The organism is Pseudostreptobacillus sp., from assembly GCF_977040545.1.
Genome location: NZ_CDRRBS010000004.1, coordinates 1 through 18,389 on the forward strand (window position 1 = coordinate 1; position 18,389 = coordinate 18,389).

Below are 18,389 nucleotides of genomic sequence, written 5' to 3' on the forward strand. Positions count from 1 at the left end.
CCTCCATAAATGGTGGTCACAACTGGGCTCGAACCAGTGACCCCCTGCTTGTAAGGCAGGTGCTCTCCCAACTGAGCTATGCGACCATATTGTTTTGGTAGGCCCTAGGAGAATCGAACTCCTGTTTTTAGGATGAAAACCTAATGTCCTGACCACTAGACGAAGGGCCCAAAACCTATCAGCTTATTCTATCTTACGTGCTGACAAGGATTATAATACCATAATTAAAAATAAAAGTCAATAGAAAATTTTAAAATTATTAATTTTTTTATTTTTTTATTTATATCAATACCGAAATTAGTCCACAAACCACTATAATATATATCATATTTATTTTAAATTTATAAAGAATAAACGATATTATCATACCTACAATAGCTCGATAATCTAAATTATATGAATTAGATATATCAGTAAATAATGACCCTTTTGCTATGTTTATAGTAGCTACAATAATAAGTGATGTTGTCGCAGGATTTATACCATCTATAATTTTTTTCATAAACTCATTCTCTAAACCTATATATTTCAAAAAAATACTTAATATTAAAATTTGTGGTGTTACAACTCCTAACGTAGCTACAATAGCACCTAATATATTACCCTTAATCATTCCAATAAAAGTTGAAGCATTTATTGCAATAGGTCCTGGTGTTATTTGTGATATAGCCACTATATCTATTAATGTTCGTGTATTTATCCAAGCATAATGATTCACTAAATAATTTTCTATCAGTGGTAATATTACATAACCTCCTCCAAACGCACTTATTCCTATTAAAAAGAATACATAGTAAAGTTTTAAAAGAATTAAAACATCCATTATTTATCACCTCTATTATACCAATATCCTAAAATACCTGATACAATCAATATATACATAACTTGTACATTAAAAATAAGTTTTACTAAAAATGAAATTATAGTTATAGAAATATAAAAATATTTTTTAGGGCTTTCCCACTCTTTTTTTACAAGATTTATAACAGTAATTATAAGTAAAGCCATTATAGAACCACTAATACCACTCAATATATTTTTAATTTTTACATTTTCTATTAACTTAGTATAACTAAAAGCAATAGCTGCAATAATAATCAAACAAGGTAAAACTGAAGCTAAAACTGCTATTACACTTCCTTTTTTACCTCTAGTATAATATCCAACAAGAAAAGATGTAGATATTGTCATAGCTCCAGGTACACTTTGAGCAAACGATACAATTTTAATCATATCATCTTCTTCTATATATTTTCCTCTGTAAACAAATTCATCTTTAATTACCGGTATTATAGTATATCCACCTCCAAAAGTAACTAAATTTATAACAAATAATTTTTTAAACAACTCTATTAAAGTAATTTTTTTATTTTCCATTACACCTCAACTTTCTATAATATATTAAGTATAACACTTAGAATATTTTTTAACAAGTTAAATACTTGAATGTGGAAACGATACCTAAAAATTTGTCTTTTAACATTTTTTATGTTATCATATTTATTGTAAAAAATATATTTTTGGAGGTAAAAAATGACTTTTAATGAGTTATTAAAAATAGTCTTGACTGAAAAATTTCTATCAGCTATTTTTTCAACAATTTTTATTATTTCAATAGGTTATTACTTAAGAAAGAAAAATATCGTAAATGAGACTGCTTCAAAGGCATTAAGTTCAATTTTATTAAGTGCTGCACTTCCTGCTCTTGCATTTAATGCTTTTATGGCAGACATTAAACCTGAAACATTTACATCAGGAATTAACGTCTTAATATTTGGTTTTATTGCATATATTATTTTAATAGTTTTAGCTAAAATTTTCTATTTTAATAAAAAAGGAGATTTAAAAGATACTTTAGTTGTATTAACAGCATTCGGTTCAACTACTTTCTTTGGTATTCCAATAATAAATGGATTATTTGGTAACGATGGAACACTTTATGCAAATATTTTCAACATAGCTTATAGAGTATTTCTTTATTCTTATGCTCTAATTGTAATGAGTGGAACAAAATTTGATAGAAAAAATATAAAACAAATATTTGCTAATCCTATCATAATAGCAACATTCGTAGGTTTAATATTATGGGTATTCCAAGCTAATATGCCACAAGTTGAAGTCTTAGTTAAAGCAACTAAACCAGGTACAGAAGATGCAATTAAAAGCTTCTCAATATTTAGAATAGATCAAACATTACCTTGGGTATTTAAGGGACTTAAATATTTAGGAGACCTATCTTCTCCTCTTGCTTGGCTTGCAATAGGTATGACTTTGGCATCTATTTCTTTAAAAGAAGCATTATCAGAAAAATTATCTCTAATCTATGCTTTCTTTAAATTATTGGCTATACCTGCTATATTCTTTATACTATTAGTTATACTAAATAAATTAGGAATAACTTTCCAATACGAAGCTATAGCAAGCATTATTATTATGCTTGCCACTCCACCTGCAACAGTAGCAGTTGCTTATGCAATAAAATTTGAAAAAGAATCAATACTTGCTTCAAATATTTCATTAGTAAATACTGTTCTTGCAGTATTTGGTATAATTTTATGGATAATTATATTAAATATTACTCACGGAATGGGTATAATATAGAAAGAAGGAAATATGAAAGTTTTATGTTATGGTGTTAGAGATGTGGAAGAAAAATTCTTTCATGAATTAAATAAAAAATTTAATTTTGAAATAACTTGCGTTCCCGAATATCTTAATAATATAGAAACAGCTAAACTGGCAAAAGGACACGAAGCTGTAATTTTAAGAGGTAATTGTTGGGCAACTAAAGAAGTACTTGATATCTATAAAGAATTAGGAATTAAGTATGTTCTAACTCGTACAGTTGGTGTTAATCATATAAATATTAAATATGCAAAAGAGTTAGGAATAAAATTAGCATACGTACCTTTTTATTCACCTAACGCAATAGCAGAGCTAGCAGTAACGCTTGCAATGATGTTGTTAAGAAATACAGCTTTAATGACTTCACTAACTGCAAAAGGTGATTTTAGAGTTAAATCAAGTATGTTCTCTAGAGAAATTAGAAACTGTACAGTAGGTATTATAGGACTTGGAAAAATAGGATTCACAACTGCTAAATTATTTAAAGGGCTTGGAGCTAATGTTTTAGGATTTGACATTTTTAAAAAAGAAGGAGTAGAAGATACTTTAACTCAAGTAGATCTTGATACTTTAATTAAAGAAAGTGATATAATATCATTACATGTCCCATTTATTAAAGAACAAGGTAAAATTGTAACTGAAGAATTTTTAAACAAAATGAAAGATAATTCTATACTAATAAATACTGGACGTGGAGAAACTATGGATACTAAAGCTATAATAGAAGCTATTAAATCTGGAAAACTTGCAGGTGCAGGTATAGATACTTTAGAAAATGAATCTGAATTATTCTTTAAAGATTTCACTAATAAAGAAATACCTAATAAAGATTTTGCAGAACTTGTAAATCTTTATCCAAAAGTTTTATTGACTCCACATTTAGGTTCATTTACTGATGAAGCAGTAACAAATATGATAGAAACAACTTATGAAAATCTAGCAGAATTAATAAGTTGTGGAAATTGTAAAAATGAATTATAGAATTACAATATACAAAATTATTTGTGAAAATTAAAATAAAGGAATTACATTTTATATAACAAAATGTAATTCCTTTTAAATTTATAATATTATAAAAAAGATTGACTTTTTAAAGTCAATCTAAATATAAATATTTTAGCCTATTAGTCTTTTTAACATATTTTTTAATAAAAGAACCACAATAAATACAACCCCTATGATTACTGCTATCGATCCAGCTATTGAAACATCCATAAGAACAGCTACATGATAACCTATTATTGAAGATGCTGCTCCTATTATTATGCTTATTATCAACATATGAGATAATTTTTTAGATATCATATATGACGTTGCTGCTGGACCTATCATCATTGATATTAACAATATAGATCCTACCGCTTCAAATGAAATTACAGATGTAACTGATACTAACGACATTAATATATAGTGTACAAATATTGGCATCATGCCAAGTGAGCTAGCTAGAGCTCTATCAAATATTGAAATTTTTAATTCTTTATAAAATAAACTAACAAATACCAAGTTTATAATCAATATTATTAATCCCGTAACTATTCCTACCGCAACATTAAATCCAAATACATTTGTAACATGAAACGGAGCAAAAGCTATTTCTCCTAAAAGAACAGCATCAACATCTAAATGTATATTAGCTGTATATTTAGATACTAAAATTATAGCTAAACTAAATAAAAAAGATAAAACTACAGCAATAGCTGCATCTTCTTTCATCATTCTAGTATTAACCAAAACTTCTACTAAATATACCGTTAAAAGTCCAACAAGTGTTGCTCCTATTATCAATATAGGTGAGGTAAAATTGTGAGATACAAAGAAACCTAATACTATACCTAAAAGTACAGTATGTGTTATAGCATCTGTCAACATACTCATATTCTTAAGAACAAGGAAAACTCCTAGTAATGAACATGAAATTGATATTAATACAGCTATTAACTGTATAACTAATCCAGCACTCATTATTTCTCACCTTCCATCTTTTTCATTATCTCTTTATTTCTTTTTCTAATATTTATATATCTTTTAATAATTCCACGAGGTGAGAATAGTAGACTTACTAAAACAAATAAACTTAGAGATAATATTATTAATGGACCTGTTGGAAGTTCTGCATTTACAGTCGAAATACTTGTCCCAATAAACCCAGAAATTATTCCAAATATTGATCCAAGTATAACAACTACCCCAAGTCTATTACTCCATTGTCTTGCGGCAACTGAAGGAGCAACCAACATAGATGTCATCAATACCACACCAGCAACTTGTATACCAGTTATTACATTTACAACTATCATTATTGATACTAATAATCTTATTCTATCACTGTTTATACCTAAAGTCTTAGCATAATCTTTATCAAAAATACTTATTTTTATTTCTTTCCAAAATACTAGAACTAATATTAACAATATCAAACCTACGGAAGTAATAAAATATATATCTCTTAATATAAGAGTAGATGCTTGACCAAAAATAAACCTATTTAACCCTGCTTTTTTAGCTCCAGGAACTGTTTTAAGATAAGTTAATAAAACAAGTCCTAGACCAAAAAATGTTGATAACATAAGTGCAATGGAACTATCAAACTTTACTTTTGAATTTAACTGTATAAAGTGTATTAAAACAATACACAAAACTCCAATAAATAAAGCACCTAACAATAAAATAGTCAATTCTTTTTTCCCTGTAAGAATAAAGGCAAGACACACACCAGCAAGTGAGGCATGTGCTATACCATCTCCTAATAAACTTTCTCTTTTAAGCACTGCAAATGTTCCAATAATAGCACTTATACATCCTAAAAGCGAGCATCCTAATGCAACAACTCTAAATGTATAGCTATTCATAAATAATTCTATTATTTCTCTCATAACTATCACATATCCATACTCTTTTTATATGTTTCATCTATATTTTCTTTAGTAAACACTTCATTTACTTTACCACTTGCAATTACTTTTCTATTAATCAAAACTACTTCATCAAAATATTCAGGAACTGTTTGAAGATCATGATGTACAACTATTACAGTTTTACCTTCTTCCTTAAGTCCTTTTAATATTTTCACTATAGAACCTTCTGTTTTTTTATCTATTCCTTGAAAAGGTTCATCTAATAAGTAGATTTCAGCATCTTGAACTAATGCACGAGCTATAAATACTCTTTGTTGTTGTCCTCCAGATAATTGAGAAATTTGTCTATCTACATATTCTAACATATCAACTTTTTCTATTGCTTCCATAACTCTATTTTTTTCACTTTTGGGAACTCTTTTTAAGAACCCAACTCTTCCATAACTTCCCATTTCAACAACATCATATAAAGTAGTTGGAAAATCCCAATCAACACTACCTCTTTGAGGAACATACGCTATTTTCTTTTTTTCTTGTGCATATTTTTTACCATTAATTGTTATACTTCCAGTTATTGGTTTTACAAATTCTAATATTGCCTTAATTAATGTTGATTTACCTGCACCATTAGGTCCTACAAAAGCCGTCATCTTCCCTTTTTCTATACCTAAATTAAAATCATCTAAAACCGGCTTATCTTCATCATAAGCAACTACTAATTTTTTAATTTCAATAACCTTCATATTACTCCTATCCTATTTTAATGCATTTGCTATTTTATCTGCATTTGCCTTTATTGTTTTAATATATGTATCTGTATCATGTTCTTTATCACCCATAGAATCTGAATATAATTCATCTCCTATTTTAATTTCCCAACCTTTTGCTTTAACTGCTTCTTCAAGAGCGTGAATACTTGCAGGTGATACAGATGATTCAGTAAATATTGCTTTTATTTTATTATCAGCTATAAATTGTGCTAATTCTTCTATTCTCTTAGCACTTACTTCAGAATCAGTTGAAACACCTTGTATAGATTCAACTTTCAATCCAAATTGTTTAGAGAAATATCCAAATGCATCATGAGCTGTAACTAAATATCTTGACCCTTCTGGTATTTCATTAATTCTATCTTGAATATACTTAGTAGCTTCATCTAAATCTTTCAAATATTTTTCAAGATTTGCTTGGTAATAATCTTTATTAGCTGCATCCATGCTTGATAATTTATCAGCAACTGCTTTAGCTTGTAATGCCCAAAATTGAGTATTAAACCATACATGTGGATCATAAAGTTCATCATCAACTTTAGTTAATTGAGATTTATCTAAAGCATCACCTAAATTAAGAACTTCTCTACCTTGTAACTTATCAAAGATATCAACCATTTTACCTTCTAAATGAAGTCCACCATAAACAACTAAATCTGCACTGTTTAATTTTTCAACATCTCCAGCTGTTGCAACATATAAATGTGGATCTTCTCCTTCTTTCATAAGACCTGTAATTTCAACTTTATCTCCACCTATTTGATTTAATAAGTCTACGTAATAATTTAAAGTTGTTGTAACTTTTATCTTCTTCCCTTCTGTACTTGTTGCATCAGCACCTGCTTTTGAACCGCAAGAAATTGCAACCACGAACATAACAAATAAAACTAAAAGTTTTTTAAAATTTTTCATTCATAATCCTCTCCTTTGCTTATTATAATCTAATATTACAACATTTTAATTACTTTGTCAATCAAATTATCATTTACGAAAACTCTCTATAAATAGGCTTTCATATTGATTTTAAAAATACTTTGATTAGCTTATAAAAATATTTTTATCAAAATAAAATATCAACAATCCTTTTTATTATGCTATCTACAGCCTATTAAATGTAACAAAACTTTATTCGTTCAAATTAAGTATTTGCCTTAATTTTTTTTCAAGGTATAATATATTATACAAATAATAAAATTAGGAGATGATCATTATGTCTTTAACACTATGTAAAAAAGATTTATTTTATGATGATTTAGAAATTTCTAACAAAGAAGAACTATTTGATTTTATAATCAAAGAGCTTACAGAAAAAGAAAGAATTGAAAATCCTGAAAGAATTTTAGAAAAAATGAACAATAAAGAAAAACAAATTAAAACTTTTCTAGGTTCTCATTTTGCTATTCCTCATGTAAAAAGCAAAAAAGTTATAGAAAATACTCTTATGTTTATACGTCTTAAAAATTCTATTAAATGGAATGATGAAAACGATAGAGTTAAATATGTTTTCGTTCTTTTAATCAAACCTAATTATGAAGATTTACATATAGATATGCTTATGTCTTTATCTCGTAGTATCATAGACAAAGATTTATCACAACTAATTAAACATAGTAAAAATATTGATGAAGTATTAGAAATTATTAATAAAATTCAATAATAGACAATACTAAACTTTTTTGTTATAATAACTTAAAAATACAAGAAAGGAAGAAATATATGAATAATTCAATAGGTGGTTTAAAAGAAAATATAGTATCTTTTGTAGTATTGATATGTAGTCTAATTACAGGAGTAGGAATAATAATTTCATTAGGTACTTTAATTTTTGAACCTAACAATACCTTTGTAAGAGATTATGCAAAACAATCTTTATTATTTAGTATAGTGTTTTCATTGCTTACTATTTTTTCAGCAATAACTTATTTATTTACTTTATTAAATTTAGTTTTGAGTATTATTGTTGTAATCACAGCATATCATGCATACAAAAAAGAGGTATTTAAATTTAAATTTATAGAAAAGATAATGAATAAAATTAATTTATAAAATAAGGAGAATTACTTCTCCTTATTTTCATTAAATACTCTATTTACTTCTTTCAAAGCACCAACAAGTGCATCAACATCTTCTTTTGTATTATATATCCCAAAACTCGCTCTACAACATGAGTTTACACCCATATACTTCATAAGTGGTGCAGTACAGTGTTGACCAGATCTTACAGCTACATTCATATTATCTAGTATAAATGCACTGTCATGAGAATGAACTCCTTTTACATTAAAGGGTATAATTCCTACTCTATCAGATTCTGGATAATATATTTCAACAAAATCAAGTAAAGCAAGAGAAAGTTGTGCATAACGCATTAATTCTTTTTCATGTTCATATATTCTATGATATCCAATACTATTAATATAGTCAATAGCTACACCTAGTGTTTTTATACTTTCAACATTTAAAGTTCCCCCTTCAAATTTATGAGGAACATCTTTAAAAGTAGAACTATCTTCTTCTACATATTCAACCATATCTCCACCAAAAATAAAAGGTTGCATTTCATCAAGTAATTCCTTTTTACCAAAAAGTATACCTACACCAAATCCAGAAAACATTTTATGCCCAGAAAACACTCCAAAATCAACATCCCATTTATCAAATTCATGTTTAAAATGAATTATAGACTGTGCACAATCAAGTATAACTTTTGCTCCAAATCTATGAGATAATTCTATAACCTCATTAAAATCTTGAATTACTCCAGTAGTGTTAACAACACTTGAAATAGAAACTAACTTTACTCTTTTACTCAACATATACCCAAATTGTTTCATATCCAAACTACCATCTTTATTCAAATATAAATATCTAAGTCTTGCTCCTGTTTTTTTTGCAACCTCTTGCCAAGGTATAATATTTGAATGATGGTTTGAAATTGCAATTATTATCTCATCATCTTTATTTAAAATGTTTAAAGCATAAGAAAAAGCTATCATATTCAAAGATTCAGTACTATTTTTAGTAAATACTATCTGTTTTTTATTAAAAACACCTACAAATTCTGCAACTTTAGCTCTCACATCTTCAATAATTTTAGTATTTTCTATAGCTAATTTATGAGAGCCCCTTCCTGCATTTCCATTACTAAAACTATAATACTTATCTATTTCCTCAAGTATCATATATGGTTTTTGAGTTGTTGCAGCACTATCTAAATAATGTATATCAAGATTATTTATCAATGGAAAATCTTTTTTAAATTCATCCATATTAAATCCTTCTTCCAATTATCTCTTTTATTTCTTCCACTATTTTTTCATCTTCAATCGCATCAAATACAGGCCCAAATGAAGATTCTACAACTAGTCTTTTAGCTGCTTTTTCACTAAATCCTCTACTCATTAAATAAAATAATTTATCTTGATCTATTTTACCTATACTTGCAGAATGTGCCCCTATAACATCATCTTCATCACAAAATAATGTAGGTATAGAATGAGCATTTACTGTTTTATCTAAAAGTATAGAAAATTCTGATTCTGATCCTTCTGATTTAGTAGAAAATCTTTCAAAGACTAAATTTCCTCTAAATACTTTAACAGCCTTATCTTTTGTTACTCCTCTCGCATCAATATCTGCTATAGTTCTTTTACCAAAAAAGTTTAAAGTATATTCATAATCTGTTTTTCTTTCTTTATCAGACAAATATATAGGCATTAGAAGTGATTTAGAATCATCTTCAAGTAAATTAGAAGAAACTGATGTAACATTAACTTCGCCCCCTAATTCAATTCCATAATATTTAACATCTGCATCTCTTTTAACGTCTATATCCATACTTAAAAAGTTTTCAGAATTTAAATTTAAATTTTGCATTACAAATATATCAAGTTTTGATTCTTCTTCAGCAATTATCTTAATATATCCATTATGATATGTATACTCTTCATCAATTCCATTATACTTAATAAATATTCTTGCATCAGAACCCTTATTCATGTGTATATTAAATACATCTACTAAAGTTGAATTATTTTTATCAACATTAAATTCTATAAAAATATTTTCTTTCTTACCTTTATTTATTTGTATATTCTTCCTAACATTAGAATATTTTTCTGATTCATTTTTAAAATAATTACTAAGTCTCATTCCTACTTCTACATCACTATTTACTAATATATTTTCAGAATCTAAACCTTTAATTATAACATTATTAAATTCATATATTTTAGAAACACCTTTAACTTCATAATTTATTCTTTTCCATTTAGGTTTTTCAAAAGAAAGATTTTGTTTTTTAGGTGTAGCTTTTTTAGCCTCTGAGGCAACTGCAGATTTTAATAAATCTATCGTCTCCTGAACTTTAGGAGAAAATTTCTTTTCTTTTTTCATACTTCCACCTATCCTATAGTCCCTTCTAATTCTAATTCTATTAATTTATTTAATTCAACTGCATATTCTAACGGTAGTTCTTTAGATATAGGTTCAACAAATCCTCTAATTATCATAAGTTTAGCTTCATCCTCACTTATACCTCTACTCATTAAATAAAATATAGCTTCATCACTTATTCTTCCTATAGATGCTTCGTGTCCTATATCTATATCATCTGTATTTACTTCTATTATAGGCATAGTATGAGAAGCTGAACCATTATTATCTAACATTAATGATTCACATTCAGCAGTAGCTTTACAATGATGAGCTCCTGGAACTACTTTAAGTAAACTTCTATAAAAACATCCTCCACCATTTTTAGAAATTGATTTAGATGAAACATTAGAAGTTGTATATGGTGCAGCATGTATTATTTTACATCCTGTATCTAAAAATTGACCAGCAGCAGCAAAAGTAACTCCTGTAAATTCACAAGTTGCCCTAGGACCATTTAATATACTCATAGGGAATAAATTTGTAACACGTGAACCAAATGAACCTGATATCCATTCTATTGTTCCATTTTCTTCAACTATTGCTCTTTTAGTGTTAAGATTATATAAATTTTTAGACCAATTTTCTATTGTAGAATAACGAAGTTTGGCATTTTTAGCAACAAATAACTCTACTGCTCCTGCATGTAACGCATTTTTAAAATATTTAGGCGCAGAACACCCTTCTATAAAATGAAGATAGGCATCTTCTTCAACTATAATCAAAGTATGCTCAAATTGTCCAGATTCAGAAGCATTAAGTCTAAAATATGATTGAAGAGGTTTTTCAACCTTGACTCCTTTAGGAACATAAACAAATGAACCTCCTGACCAAACTGCTCCATGAAGTGCAGCAAATTTATGATCATTAGGTGTTATTAGACTCATAAAATATTTTTTAATAATATCTTCATGTTCTACTAATGCTGTTTCTATATCTGTATATATTACTCCTTGTGCTTTTAGTTCTTCATTTAAACTATGATAAACAACATTTGAATCATACTGAGCTCCTACTCCTGAAAGACTATGTTTTTCTGCTTCAGGTATTCCTAATCTATCAAAAGTTTTTTTAATATACTCAGGCACATCATCCCAAGAATTATTCATATTTTCTGATTCAGTTTCTAAATAATGTATTATCTCATCTATATCTAAATCCGATAAATCTGTACTCCAAGTAGGCATAGGCTTAGATTCAAATATTTTTAAAGCTTCAAGTCTTTTTTCTAACATCCATTGTGGTTCATTTTTCTTTTCTGATATTTTTCTTACTACATCCTCATTTAATCCTTTACCAGTAGTAAAAGTATGTAACATTTCATCTTTAATATCATATATACCACGCTCGACATCAGCTATATATGTTTTCTTTGTTATTTCCATTACTATTCTCCTAATAAAGTCTCTCTTAATTTTTCATATCCATTTTCTTCTATAAACTCAGCTAACTCTTTACCACCACTTTTAACTATTTTACCATCTATTAATATATGGAAGAAATCTGGCTCTAAATATTCTAAAACTTTATCATAATGAGTGATTATAAGCATTGATCTATCTGTACTTTTAAGAGTTTTAATTCCTTCAAATACAATTTTTGTTGCATCTCTATCTAATCCTGAATCTGTTTCATCAAGTATAGCAAGTTTAGGTTCTAATATAGACATTTGTAATATTTCATTTTTTTTCTTTTCTCCACCTGAAAATCCTACATTTAAATATCTACTTGCATAAGATTCATCCATTTTAAGTTCTGCCATTTTTTCTTTTAATAATTTATTAAATTTAAATATATATTGTTTTTCACCAGTTACAGCTTCTCTTGCAGATCTCAAGAAATCTTCAACTGTAAGACCTGGTATTTCTTCAGGATATTGAAAAGAAAGAAATAATCCTTTTCTTGCTCTTTCATCAACTGCATCTTCTTGAATTTCTTCTCCTTCAAGTATTATTTTTCCTTTTGTTATTTCATATTTTGGGTGACCTATAAGTATAGAAGCAAGTGTTGATTTACCAGCTCCATTTGGTCCCATTATTACATGAATTTCTCCTTTATTAATTTTTAAATCCAATCCCTTAATTATTTCTTTTTCTTCTACACCTGCATACAGGTTTTCTACTCTTAATAATTCTGACATCTTCTCCCTCCTAATTATTCTATTGATATATGAAAATTATATATCATTTTTTAACTAAAATCAAAATAAATATATATTTCACATCAAACATTGATTAAAAAAATTTTGTAGTATATACTATAAACAAAAAAGAGGTGATAATATGAATAATAAAAGTAAAGGAATAAGTATGGCTTTAATTGCTGCAATACTTTGGGGAATATCTGGAAACTTTGCAGAATATATATTTAATCATTCTGATATAACAGATTTATCTTATACTACATTTAGAATGCTATTTTCAGGTATAATCCTACTAATTTATGGTATATTTTTAAATAGCTTTATTGAATTTAAAAAATTAATTTTTGATAAGAAAATTATGCTAAAACTAGTAATTTACTCATTTTTAGGTATTATGGGATTACAATATACTTTTTCAAAAACTATACTTCTATCTAATGCACCACTTGCTACTCTTTTACAATTTCTATCACCATTAATAATACTTGTGTATATAAGCATAGAAAATAGAATAAAACCTAAATTATCAGAAGTTATTTTAACTCTAATTTCACTATTCGGAATGTTTTTGATGATAACAAATGGAAATTTAAATGATTTAGCCGTTAATCCTTATGGTATATTATTTGGTATTATTTCAGCGTGCTTTTATGCATACTATGTTATATATATCAAAGAATTTAGTAATTATCATATTAGTTTGGTTCTTGGAATAGGTATGATATTAGGCTCTATATATCTACTACCATTTAATGATTTCAATATGGCAGAATATATGAAACCTGATATATTATTTACATTTACTTCAAATGTAATACTTGGTAATGTTATTCCTTTTTATCTTTTCCTTGAAAGTACAAAATATATTTCTCCCAAAATAACATCACTACTAGGAGCATTTGAACCTATATCTGCTCTAATAATAGGTACACTATTTATGAAAACCAAAATATATACAATACAAATAATAGGTGGGTTAATCATAATTGTATCTGTAAGTTTATTATCATTTAAAAAAGAATAATATAATAAAAAATAATTAACTTAAAATAAAAAGGATTGACAAATTTAAAATCGTCAATCCTTAATTAGTTCATAGCTTTTATCTATTAATTTTTTCACTTTTTCTAAATCATTATTATTAGTCAAAATAATAGAAATCCAATATTTTTTATTCATATGATAAGCTTTAAAAATATATTCATTATCAATTACACTTTCTCAATCATCATTTTTTAAATTGATAACATCACATTTTCCAACTTTATCTAATCCCAATTTAACATACTCAATATTTACTATAATTCCAAACCATTTATTTTTATAATTTTTTATTGTAATATAATCAGAATGTTTTTTAAAAGATCTTTCAAGTTTTGCACTATATTTATTACTTACATAATTAATAACATCATTTTTTAGTGTGTTTGTAACAAAACAATTTAAATATATAGCTTCAATTATATTTTTCACATTTTTATTTACCTCTGATAATATTTCGCCTTCAAAATTAGAGATATAAAACGGAAGATACTTTTCATCAAATTCATCATAGACATCTATTAAAAATGAATTATCTTCTATTCTAACAACAACTTCAAATTCATTATTCATTATATATTCTCTATATTCTAATTTATCATTAAATCCATATTTTATTAACCTATCATAATCAATTTTATAGTTTTCTTTAATTTTATATTTATTCATCTAATCTTATTTTACACATCCTAATTTATTATTACCTAACCCTAATCTTGCATATCCAGTTTCAACCTTTTTATTTTCAATAGATACTACTGCTCCAGCTTCTAATCCAACTCCAACCTTACCATAAACCTTATCTGTAATTCCAAATGTAGAATATTGTTGTCCTTCAAGACCTGTTGTAATTAAATCACCCTTATTATACCTAATAATTTCCTAAATTAAAATATTTATTTTTATAAAAAATTATTTGGCTTTCAATTTTTTATTATATAAAAAGAGAATTTAAACTTTCATTCAAATTCTCTTTAATACATTATTTAAAAATTCCTGCATTATTTGACACATTATCTTTAACATTATTTACATTATCCATTTTATTATATAAACTAGGTGCTTGTATATCTAAACTTTCATAGTTTTTATATACATTTTCAATTTTACCATTTACCAAATTATTAATTAAAGTTATATACTTACCATTAAATACTTTAACAAATGATTCATATCCTTTATTTTCTAAATCTACAACATTATTTTCTGCATATATTTTTGAATTATATCCTACACCTAGAGAATATTTATAATCAGGATTTCTATTATCATTTTTATAATAATTATTATATATATGTATTAAACCATATCTAACTCTAGGTACCCTTTGAACTGTGTTATAGAAATAGTTATGATGTAACGTAACCTTTAATTTACCATCATCACTTTTTTTATTATCACTAGATCCTATCAACATAGTTTTATTATGATTTCTAAATATATTATATGATACCGTTATATTATCTGCACCATCTGTTATATCAACTAATCCATCATGTTGCTCATATTTTCTTCCAAAATATTTAATTTCTTCTGTTTTAGAATCTTCAAATATACAATGATCTATCCAAATATTATTTCCACCTTTTATAGTTATACTATCATATTGAGAATTCCAGTTACCAGTTTTATCATCAAAAGGATCCCATTGTGGAAATAAATCTAATGGAGTTATGAAATGTATATTTCTTATTATTATATTATTCGTACAAATCCTAAAATTAACTCCAATTAATTTAACATTTTCAAGTCCTACTATAGTCGTATTACTTGGTATATCTATAACTACATCCTTTTCTTGATTTTTAGAAGATTTTTTTCTTAATTCTTCTAAGTTTCCAGATATTTTATTTTTCCCCCAAGAATCAGGATTATATTCTTTCAAATAATCTTTCAAATTATATCCAGAAACTTCATAATTACTTACATATAATTTATTTCCATCACTATCAACAGTAAAATCTATATCATTTTCTATAACTATTATTTTTTCAACATTATTACCTATGCTCCCCAAAGCATCTAATAACTCTTTCTTAGTTTTAACTCTATAAATATTTTTACTATCTGCATTAGCTCCACCACTAACTCCTCCATTTAAAGAAGCATATCCATCATTTTGTGGTAAGGTTTCTCTAATCAAATTATTATAGTCTACAGAAAAGCTAACAAAAGATAACATTAAAATTAGTAAAAATAAAATTTTTTTCATTATATTTTCTCTTTCTTTAACAACTATATTTTTATATTAAAAACTATAACCTAACCCTAATCTTGCATATCCAGGATATCCACCACCAATTTCTGCTGTAAACCCTTTATATTCTGTTCCTACATATGCTCTTCCTGTTATATCATATTTAATACTAAAAGTTTTTGCTTTATAATGAAAACTAATTGGTAAACCTGCATTTACCCCTCCGTAAACATTTAAATCATCATTTACCTTATACCCAACTTCAATAGAACCCACAGGCCCTACATATCCAGTATCAACCTTTTTATTTTCAATAGATACTACTGCGCCAGCTTCTAATCCAACTCCAACCTTACCATAAACCTTATCTGTAATTCCAAATGTAGAATATTGTTGTCCTTCAAGACCTGTTGTAATTAAATTACCCTTATTATATGTAACATGCCCTAATACTTTATATGGTTTAACTCCACCAAAAGCACTCATTCCTAACAATGATATTAACAATAATAATTTTTTCATTTTAAATTCTCCTTTAATTGATATATTTATATACTATCACCTTTTTTTAATATTGTAAATATAGTTATAAGATTAATCTTTTATATCAAAATATTATTTAATATTTTTGTATACTATTTCTTTAAATTTTGTTTTATAAACTCTCTTAACTCTTGATTTTCTTTTTCAAGTTTATCTAATCTTTTTTCAATATTAGAAGTATTATCAATATCACCAAATTGATAACTTAATCCTCCTCCAAGCCCTACATTTAATTCATTATTAACAGAACCACTTAATTTATATATTAAATTTTTATTATTAGTTCTACCTGAAAAACCTATAGCCAAAGAAATATTTTTACCATAATACCCATAAGCGGCCGAAATAGAATACTTATTATTCTCACTAACTTGTGGTAAATTAGAAATAGCTATTGAATTTGATATACCACTTATTGCCATTTTTGAATTTTTAGTATTTTCATCAAATTTATTTTTAATACTTTCTGATAATCCTATGTGAACTCCTTCATCATCAACTTTAGTATAAATTTCATTTTCTACACCTTTAATAATAAATTTATTTTCAGATAATTTAATTTTAGTTTTAGTTTCATTATTACCCTCAACATTAAGGGTTATAGCTTTTAATTGAGAAACATTTACAGCATCTGTATCTTTACTTCCACCTGCAACATTTATTATCTGTCTTGTTTCTCCTTTATCTTCATTTCCAACAGATACTGCACCCAAACTTGATGTATATTTACCTATAATATTCCAATACTCTGAAGTTAAATTTTTAATTTTATCGATATTCTTATTTCCTTTTATATTTTTTAAATATATTTCAGTTTCTTTATCTTCAATTTCTTTATATTGTTCTTTTAATTTTTTATATTCATCTTTTAACGTATTAATTTCTTCTTCACTTTGTTTATCTCTTTCAGCTTCATATATTTCAGCTAATTTTTCATTAGCTTTTATTTTCATACTATCTCTATTATTTATTGTAAGAATATATTCATTATATTTTTCTTTATCTTCTTTTAAAACTTCTAATTCATTAAAAATTTCTTTAACTCTTTCTTCTTTATTAACAAATTTAGCTATTACATCAGAATTTTTCAAATCTTTAAATTCTGAATCTAATATATATGCTGACTCTCTACTAGAACGTGTTGCTTTTGAATTATATCCCAATGCTACTCCAGTTCCCTCCGAAATCGCACTATTTCCTAAAGAAATTGAACCTACTCCACGAGCTTCACTATAAGAACCTATAGCTTGAGCCGATGATTTAAAAGCTTTTGCAGCAAATCCCACAGCTATTGAGTCATATTGTTTTGCTTGTGAATATTGTCCTATAACAAATGCTCTATCATTTAAAACCTTATTACCCGTACCTATAGAAACTCCACCACCTAATACCGTATTTTCATTTCCTACAATAATTCCATCATTTGTTGTATTTTTCATTCCTAAAACAGTCGTTGAAGAAATATGAAACTCATCTAAATCATTAGTTTTTTTTAAATTATAGTAATAACTTTTAACAAAATTATTACTACCTACTACAGTAGTATCGTATACTCCTATATTTTCAGACACTTCATTAGTTCCAATATTAATATAATCATTACCTGTATCATCTATTTTTGAAACTTTATTTTTTTCTTCTGATTTTTTTGATGGTTTTATTGTGATATAATTACCCTCACTAAATGTTTGTATACTTAAAATTATACTAAATAAAATTAAAAATTTTCTCATAATATACAACTCCTTTCAATTTAATTATACCCCCCCCATTATTAA

The 18,389-nt window shown here is 26.4% G+C and carries 20 protein-coding genes and 2 tRNA genes; 5 read left to right on the forward strand and 17 right to left on the reverse strand.

The window, feature by feature from the left end; translation table 11 throughout:
* Positions 1-10 precede the first annotated feature (10 nt).
* From ACWYO2_RS00540 to ACWYO2_RS00555, 4 genes are all read right to left on the reverse strand, one after another.
* Positions 11-86, reverse strand: a tRNA-Val gene (locus ACWYO2_RS00540).
* 9 nt (positions 87-95) lie between these two features.
* Positions 96-170: transfer RNA gene (locus tag ACWYO2_RS00545), tRNA-Glu, on the reverse strand.
* Positions 171-280: 110 nt separating this feature from the next.
* A complete protein-coding gene (locus tag ACWYO2_RS00550) occupies positions 281-823 on the reverse strand; it encodes a chromate transporter (RefSeq protein ID WP_455514545.1) in 543 nt (180 codons plus the stop codon).
* Positions 823-1,377 carry a chromate transporter gene (locus ACWYO2_RS00555; RefSeq protein WP_455514546.1) on the reverse strand — a complete coding sequence of 185 codons (555 nt, stop codon included), beginning with the start codon at positions 1,375-1,377 and terminating at the stop codon, positions 823-825. Before ACWYO2_RS00555 ends, ACWYO2_RS00550 begins: the two co-directional genes overlap by 1 nt.
* A gap of 156 nt (positions 1,378-1,533) precedes the next feature.
* Between ACWYO2_RS00555 and ACWYO2_RS00560 the strand changes: the two genes are divergently transcribed.
* Positions 1,534-2,601 (forward strand): AEC family transporter, encoded by a 1,068-nt coding sequence (locus tag ACWYO2_RS00560; protein WP_455514547.1) that lies wholly within the window; start codon positions 1,534-1,536, stop codon positions 2,599-2,601.
* A gap of 12 nt (positions 2,602-2,613) precedes the next feature.
* Positions 2,614-3,606 (forward strand): 2-hydroxyacid dehydrogenase, encoded by a 993-nt coding sequence (locus ACWYO2_RS00565; protein WP_455514548.1) that lies wholly within the window; start codon positions 2,614-2,616, stop codon positions 3,604-3,606.
* A gap of 135 nt (positions 3,607-3,741) precedes the next feature.
* On the opposite strand, the gene ACWYO2_RS00570 is transcribed toward ACWYO2_RS00565, so the two are convergent.
* Genes ACWYO2_RS00570 through ACWYO2_RS00585 form a run of 4 tightly spaced genes read right to left on the reverse strand, consistent with a single transcriptional unit; the run spans position 3,742 to position 7,165 of the window.
* Positions 3,742-4,590, reverse strand: coding sequence for a metal ABC transporter permease (locus tag ACWYO2_RS00570; RefSeq protein WP_455514549.1), 849 nt, complete (start codon positions 4,588-4,590; stop codon positions 3,742-3,744).
* Positions 4,590-5,501 (reverse strand): metal ABC transporter permease, encoded by a 912-nt coding sequence (locus ACWYO2_RS00575; RefSeq protein WP_455514550.1) that lies wholly within the window; start codon positions 5,499-5,501, stop codon positions 4,590-4,592. Before ACWYO2_RS00575 ends, ACWYO2_RS00570 begins: the two co-directional genes overlap by 1 nt.
* A 5-nt stretch (positions 5,502-5,506) precedes the next feature.
* Positions 5,507-6,226 (reverse strand): metal ABC transporter ATP-binding protein, encoded by a 720-nt coding sequence (locus ACWYO2_RS00580; RefSeq protein ID WP_455514551.1) that lies wholly within the window; start codon positions 6,224-6,226, stop codon positions 5,507-5,509.
* Between the two features lie 12 nt (positions 6,227-6,238).
* A complete protein-coding gene (locus ACWYO2_RS00585; protein WP_455514552.1) occupies positions 6,239-7,165 on the reverse strand; it encodes a metal ABC transporter solute-binding protein, Zn/Mn family in 927 nt (308 codons plus the stop codon).
* Between the two features lie 298 nt (positions 7,166-7,463).
* Between ACWYO2_RS00585 and ACWYO2_RS00590 the strand changes: the two genes are divergently transcribed.
* Together ACWYO2_RS00590 and ACWYO2_RS00595 are read left to right on the forward strand one after the other, a co-directional pair.
* Positions 7,464-7,910 carry a PTS sugar transporter subunit IIA gene (locus tag ACWYO2_RS00590; RefSeq protein ID WP_455514553.1) on the forward strand — a complete coding sequence of 149 codons (447 nt, stop codon included), beginning with the start codon at positions 7,464-7,466 and terminating at the stop codon, positions 7,908-7,910.
* A gap of 59 nt (positions 7,911-7,969) precedes the next feature.
* The gene (locus ACWYO2_RS00595) at positions 7,970-8,299 is read left to right on the forward strand and encodes a hypothetical protein (protein WP_455514554.1); all 330 of its coding nucleotides are present in this window, start codon (positions 7,970-7,972) and stop codon (positions 8,297-8,299) included.
* 11 nt (positions 8,300-8,310) lie between these two features.
* Here the strand turns inward: ACWYO2_RS00595 and ACWYO2_RS00600 are convergent, their stop codons facing one another.
* From ACWYO2_RS00600 to sufC, 4 genes are read right to left on the reverse strand one after another with little or no spacing between them, the layout of a single operon-like run.
* Entirely contained in the window at positions 8,311-9,522 is a 1,212-nt protein-coding gene (locus tag ACWYO2_RS00600; RefSeq protein WP_455514555.1) for a SufS family cysteine desulfurase, read from the reverse strand.
* 1 nt (position 9,523) lies between these two features.
* Positions 9,524-10,648, reverse strand: a complete 1,125-nt coding sequence (locus ACWYO2_RS00605) for a SufD family Fe-S cluster assembly protein (RefSeq protein ID WP_455514556.1) — start codon at positions 10,646-10,648, stop codon at positions 9,524-9,526.
* 8 nt (positions 10,649-10,656) lie between these two features.
* Positions 10,657-12,072, reverse strand: coding sequence for a Fe-S cluster assembly protein SufB (gene sufB, locus ACWYO2_RS00610; RefSeq protein WP_455514557.1), 1,416 nt, complete (start codon positions 12,070-12,072; stop codon positions 10,657-10,659).
* A 2-nt stretch (positions 12,073-12,074) separates the two neighbouring features.
* The gene (gene sufC / locus ACWYO2_RS00615) at positions 12,075-12,827 is read right to left on the reverse strand and encodes a Fe-S cluster assembly ATPase SufC (protein ID WP_455514558.1); all 753 of its coding nucleotides are present in this window, start codon (positions 12,825-12,827) and stop codon (positions 12,075-12,077) included.
* A gap of 142 nt (positions 12,828-12,969) precedes the next feature.
* Here sufC and ACWYO2_RS00620 point away from each other — a divergent pair, with 142 nt between their 5' ends.
* Positions 12,970-13,854 carry an EamA family transporter gene (locus ACWYO2_RS00620; protein WP_455514559.1) on the forward strand — a complete coding sequence of 295 codons (885 nt, stop codon included), beginning with the start codon at positions 12,970-12,972 and terminating at the stop codon, positions 13,852-13,854.
* 53 nt (positions 13,855-13,907) lie between these two features.
* Here the strand turns inward: ACWYO2_RS00620 and ACWYO2_RS00625 are convergent, their stop codons facing one another.
* The 5 genes from ACWYO2_RS00625 to ACWYO2_RS00645 form a co-directional block, all read right to left on the reverse strand.
* Positions 13,908-14,042 carry an MmcQ/YjbR family DNA-binding protein gene (locus ACWYO2_RS00625; protein ID WP_455514574.1) on the reverse strand — a complete coding sequence of 45 codons (135 nt, stop codon included), beginning with the start codon at positions 14,040-14,042 and terminating at the stop codon, positions 13,908-13,910.
* A 9-nt stretch (positions 14,043-14,051) separates the two neighbouring features.
* The gene (locus ACWYO2_RS00630; protein ID WP_455514560.1) at positions 14,052-14,540 is read right to left on the reverse strand and encodes a hypothetical protein; all 489 of its coding nucleotides are present in this window, start codon (positions 14,538-14,540) and stop codon (positions 14,052-14,054) included.
* Between the two features lie 313 nt (positions 14,541-14,853).
* Positions 14,854-16,083: a pectate lyase family protein gene (locus ACWYO2_RS00635; RefSeq protein ID WP_455514561.1), complete on the reverse strand. Its 1,230-nt coding sequence runs from the start codon at positions 16,081-16,083 to the stop codon at positions 14,854-14,856.
* A 36-nt stretch (positions 16,084-16,119) separates the two neighbouring features.
* A complete protein-coding gene (locus ACWYO2_RS00640; protein ID WP_455514562.1) occupies positions 16,120-16,590 on the reverse strand; it encodes a hypothetical protein in 471 nt (156 codons plus the stop codon).
* A 113-nt stretch (positions 16,591-16,703) separates the two neighbouring features.
* Complete coding sequence (locus ACWYO2_RS00645; RefSeq protein ID WP_455514563.1) at positions 16,704-18,344, reverse strand: YadA-like family protein; 1,641 nt, start codon at positions 18,342-18,344, stop codon at positions 16,704-16,706.
* Positions 18,345-18,389: the final 45 nt, after the last annotated feature.

Bases quoted from the DNA above. Each gene is read 5' to 3' on its own strand.
- ACWYO2_RS00585 (WP_455514552.1), bottom strand. From the start codon at position 7,165: ATGAAAAATTTTAAAAAACTTTTAGTTTTATTTGTTATGTTCGTGGTT.
- ACWYO2_RS00580 (WP_455514551.1), bottom strand. From the start codon at position 6,226: ATGAAGGTTATTGAAATTAAAAAATTAGTAGTTGCTTATGATGAAGAT.
- ACWYO2_RS00550 (WP_455514545.1), bottom strand. From the start codon at position 823: ATGGATGTTTTAATTCTTTTAAAACTTTACTATGTATTCTTTTTAATA.
- ACWYO2_RS00570 (WP_455514549.1), bottom strand. From the start codon at position 4,590: ATGAGTGCTGGATTAGTTATACAGTTAATAGCTGTATTAATATCAATT.
- ACWYO2_RS00635 (WP_455514561.1), bottom strand. From the start codon at position 16,083: ATGAAAAAAATTTTATTTTTACTAATTTTAATGTTATCTTTTGTTAGC.
- ACWYO2_RS00620 (WP_455514559.1), top strand. From the start codon at position 12,970: ATGAATAATAAAAGTAAAGGAATAAGTATGGCTTTAATTGCTGCAATA.
- ACWYO2_RS00630 (WP_455514560.1), bottom strand. From the start codon at position 14,540: ATGAATAAATATAAAATTAAAGAAAACTATAAAATTGATTATGATAGG.
- ACWYO2_RS00555 (WP_455514546.1), bottom strand. From the start codon at position 1,377: ATGGAAAATAAAAAAATTACTTTAATAGAGTTGTTTAAAAAATTATTT.
- ACWYO2_RS00565 (WP_455514548.1), top strand. From the start codon at position 2,614: ATGAAAGTTTTATGTTATGGTGTTAGAGATGTGGAAGAAAAATTCTTT.
- ACWYO2_RS00600 (WP_455514555.1), bottom strand. From the start codon at position 9,522: ATGGATGAATTTAAAAAAGATTTTCCATTGATAAATAATCTTGATATA.
- sufB (WP_455514557.1), bottom strand. From the start codon at position 12,072: ATGGAAATAACAAAGAAAACATATATAGCTGATGTCGAGCGTGGTATA.
- ACWYO2_RS00595 (WP_455514554.1), top strand. From the start codon at position 7,970: ATGAATAATTCAATAGGTGGTTTAAAAGAAAATATAGTATCTTTTGTA.
- ACWYO2_RS00640 (WP_455514562.1), bottom strand. From the start codon at position 16,590: ATGAAAAAATTATTATTGTTAATATCATTGTTAGGAATGAGTGCTTTT.
- ACWYO2_RS00645 (WP_455514563.1), bottom strand. From the start codon at position 18,344: ATGAGAAAATTTTTAATTTTATTTAGTATAATTTTAAGTATACAAACA.
- ACWYO2_RS00575 (WP_455514550.1), bottom strand. From the start codon at position 5,501: ATGAGAGAAATAATAGAATTATTTATGAATAGCTATACATTTAGAGTT.
- sufC (WP_455514558.1), bottom strand. From the start codon at position 12,827: ATGTCAGAATTATTAAGAGTAGAAAACCTGTATGCAGGTGTAGAAGAA.
- ACWYO2_RS00560 (WP_455514547.1), top strand. From the start codon at position 1,534: ATGACTTTTAATGAGTTATTAAAAATAGTCTTGACTGAAAAATTTCTA.
- ACWYO2_RS00605 (WP_455514556.1), bottom strand. From the start codon at position 10,648: ATGAAAAAAGAAAAGAAATTTTCTCCTAAAGTTCAGGAGACGATAGAT.
- ACWYO2_RS00590 (WP_455514553.1), top strand. From the start codon at position 7,464: ATGTCTTTAACACTATGTAAAAAAGATTTATTTTATGATGATTTAGAA.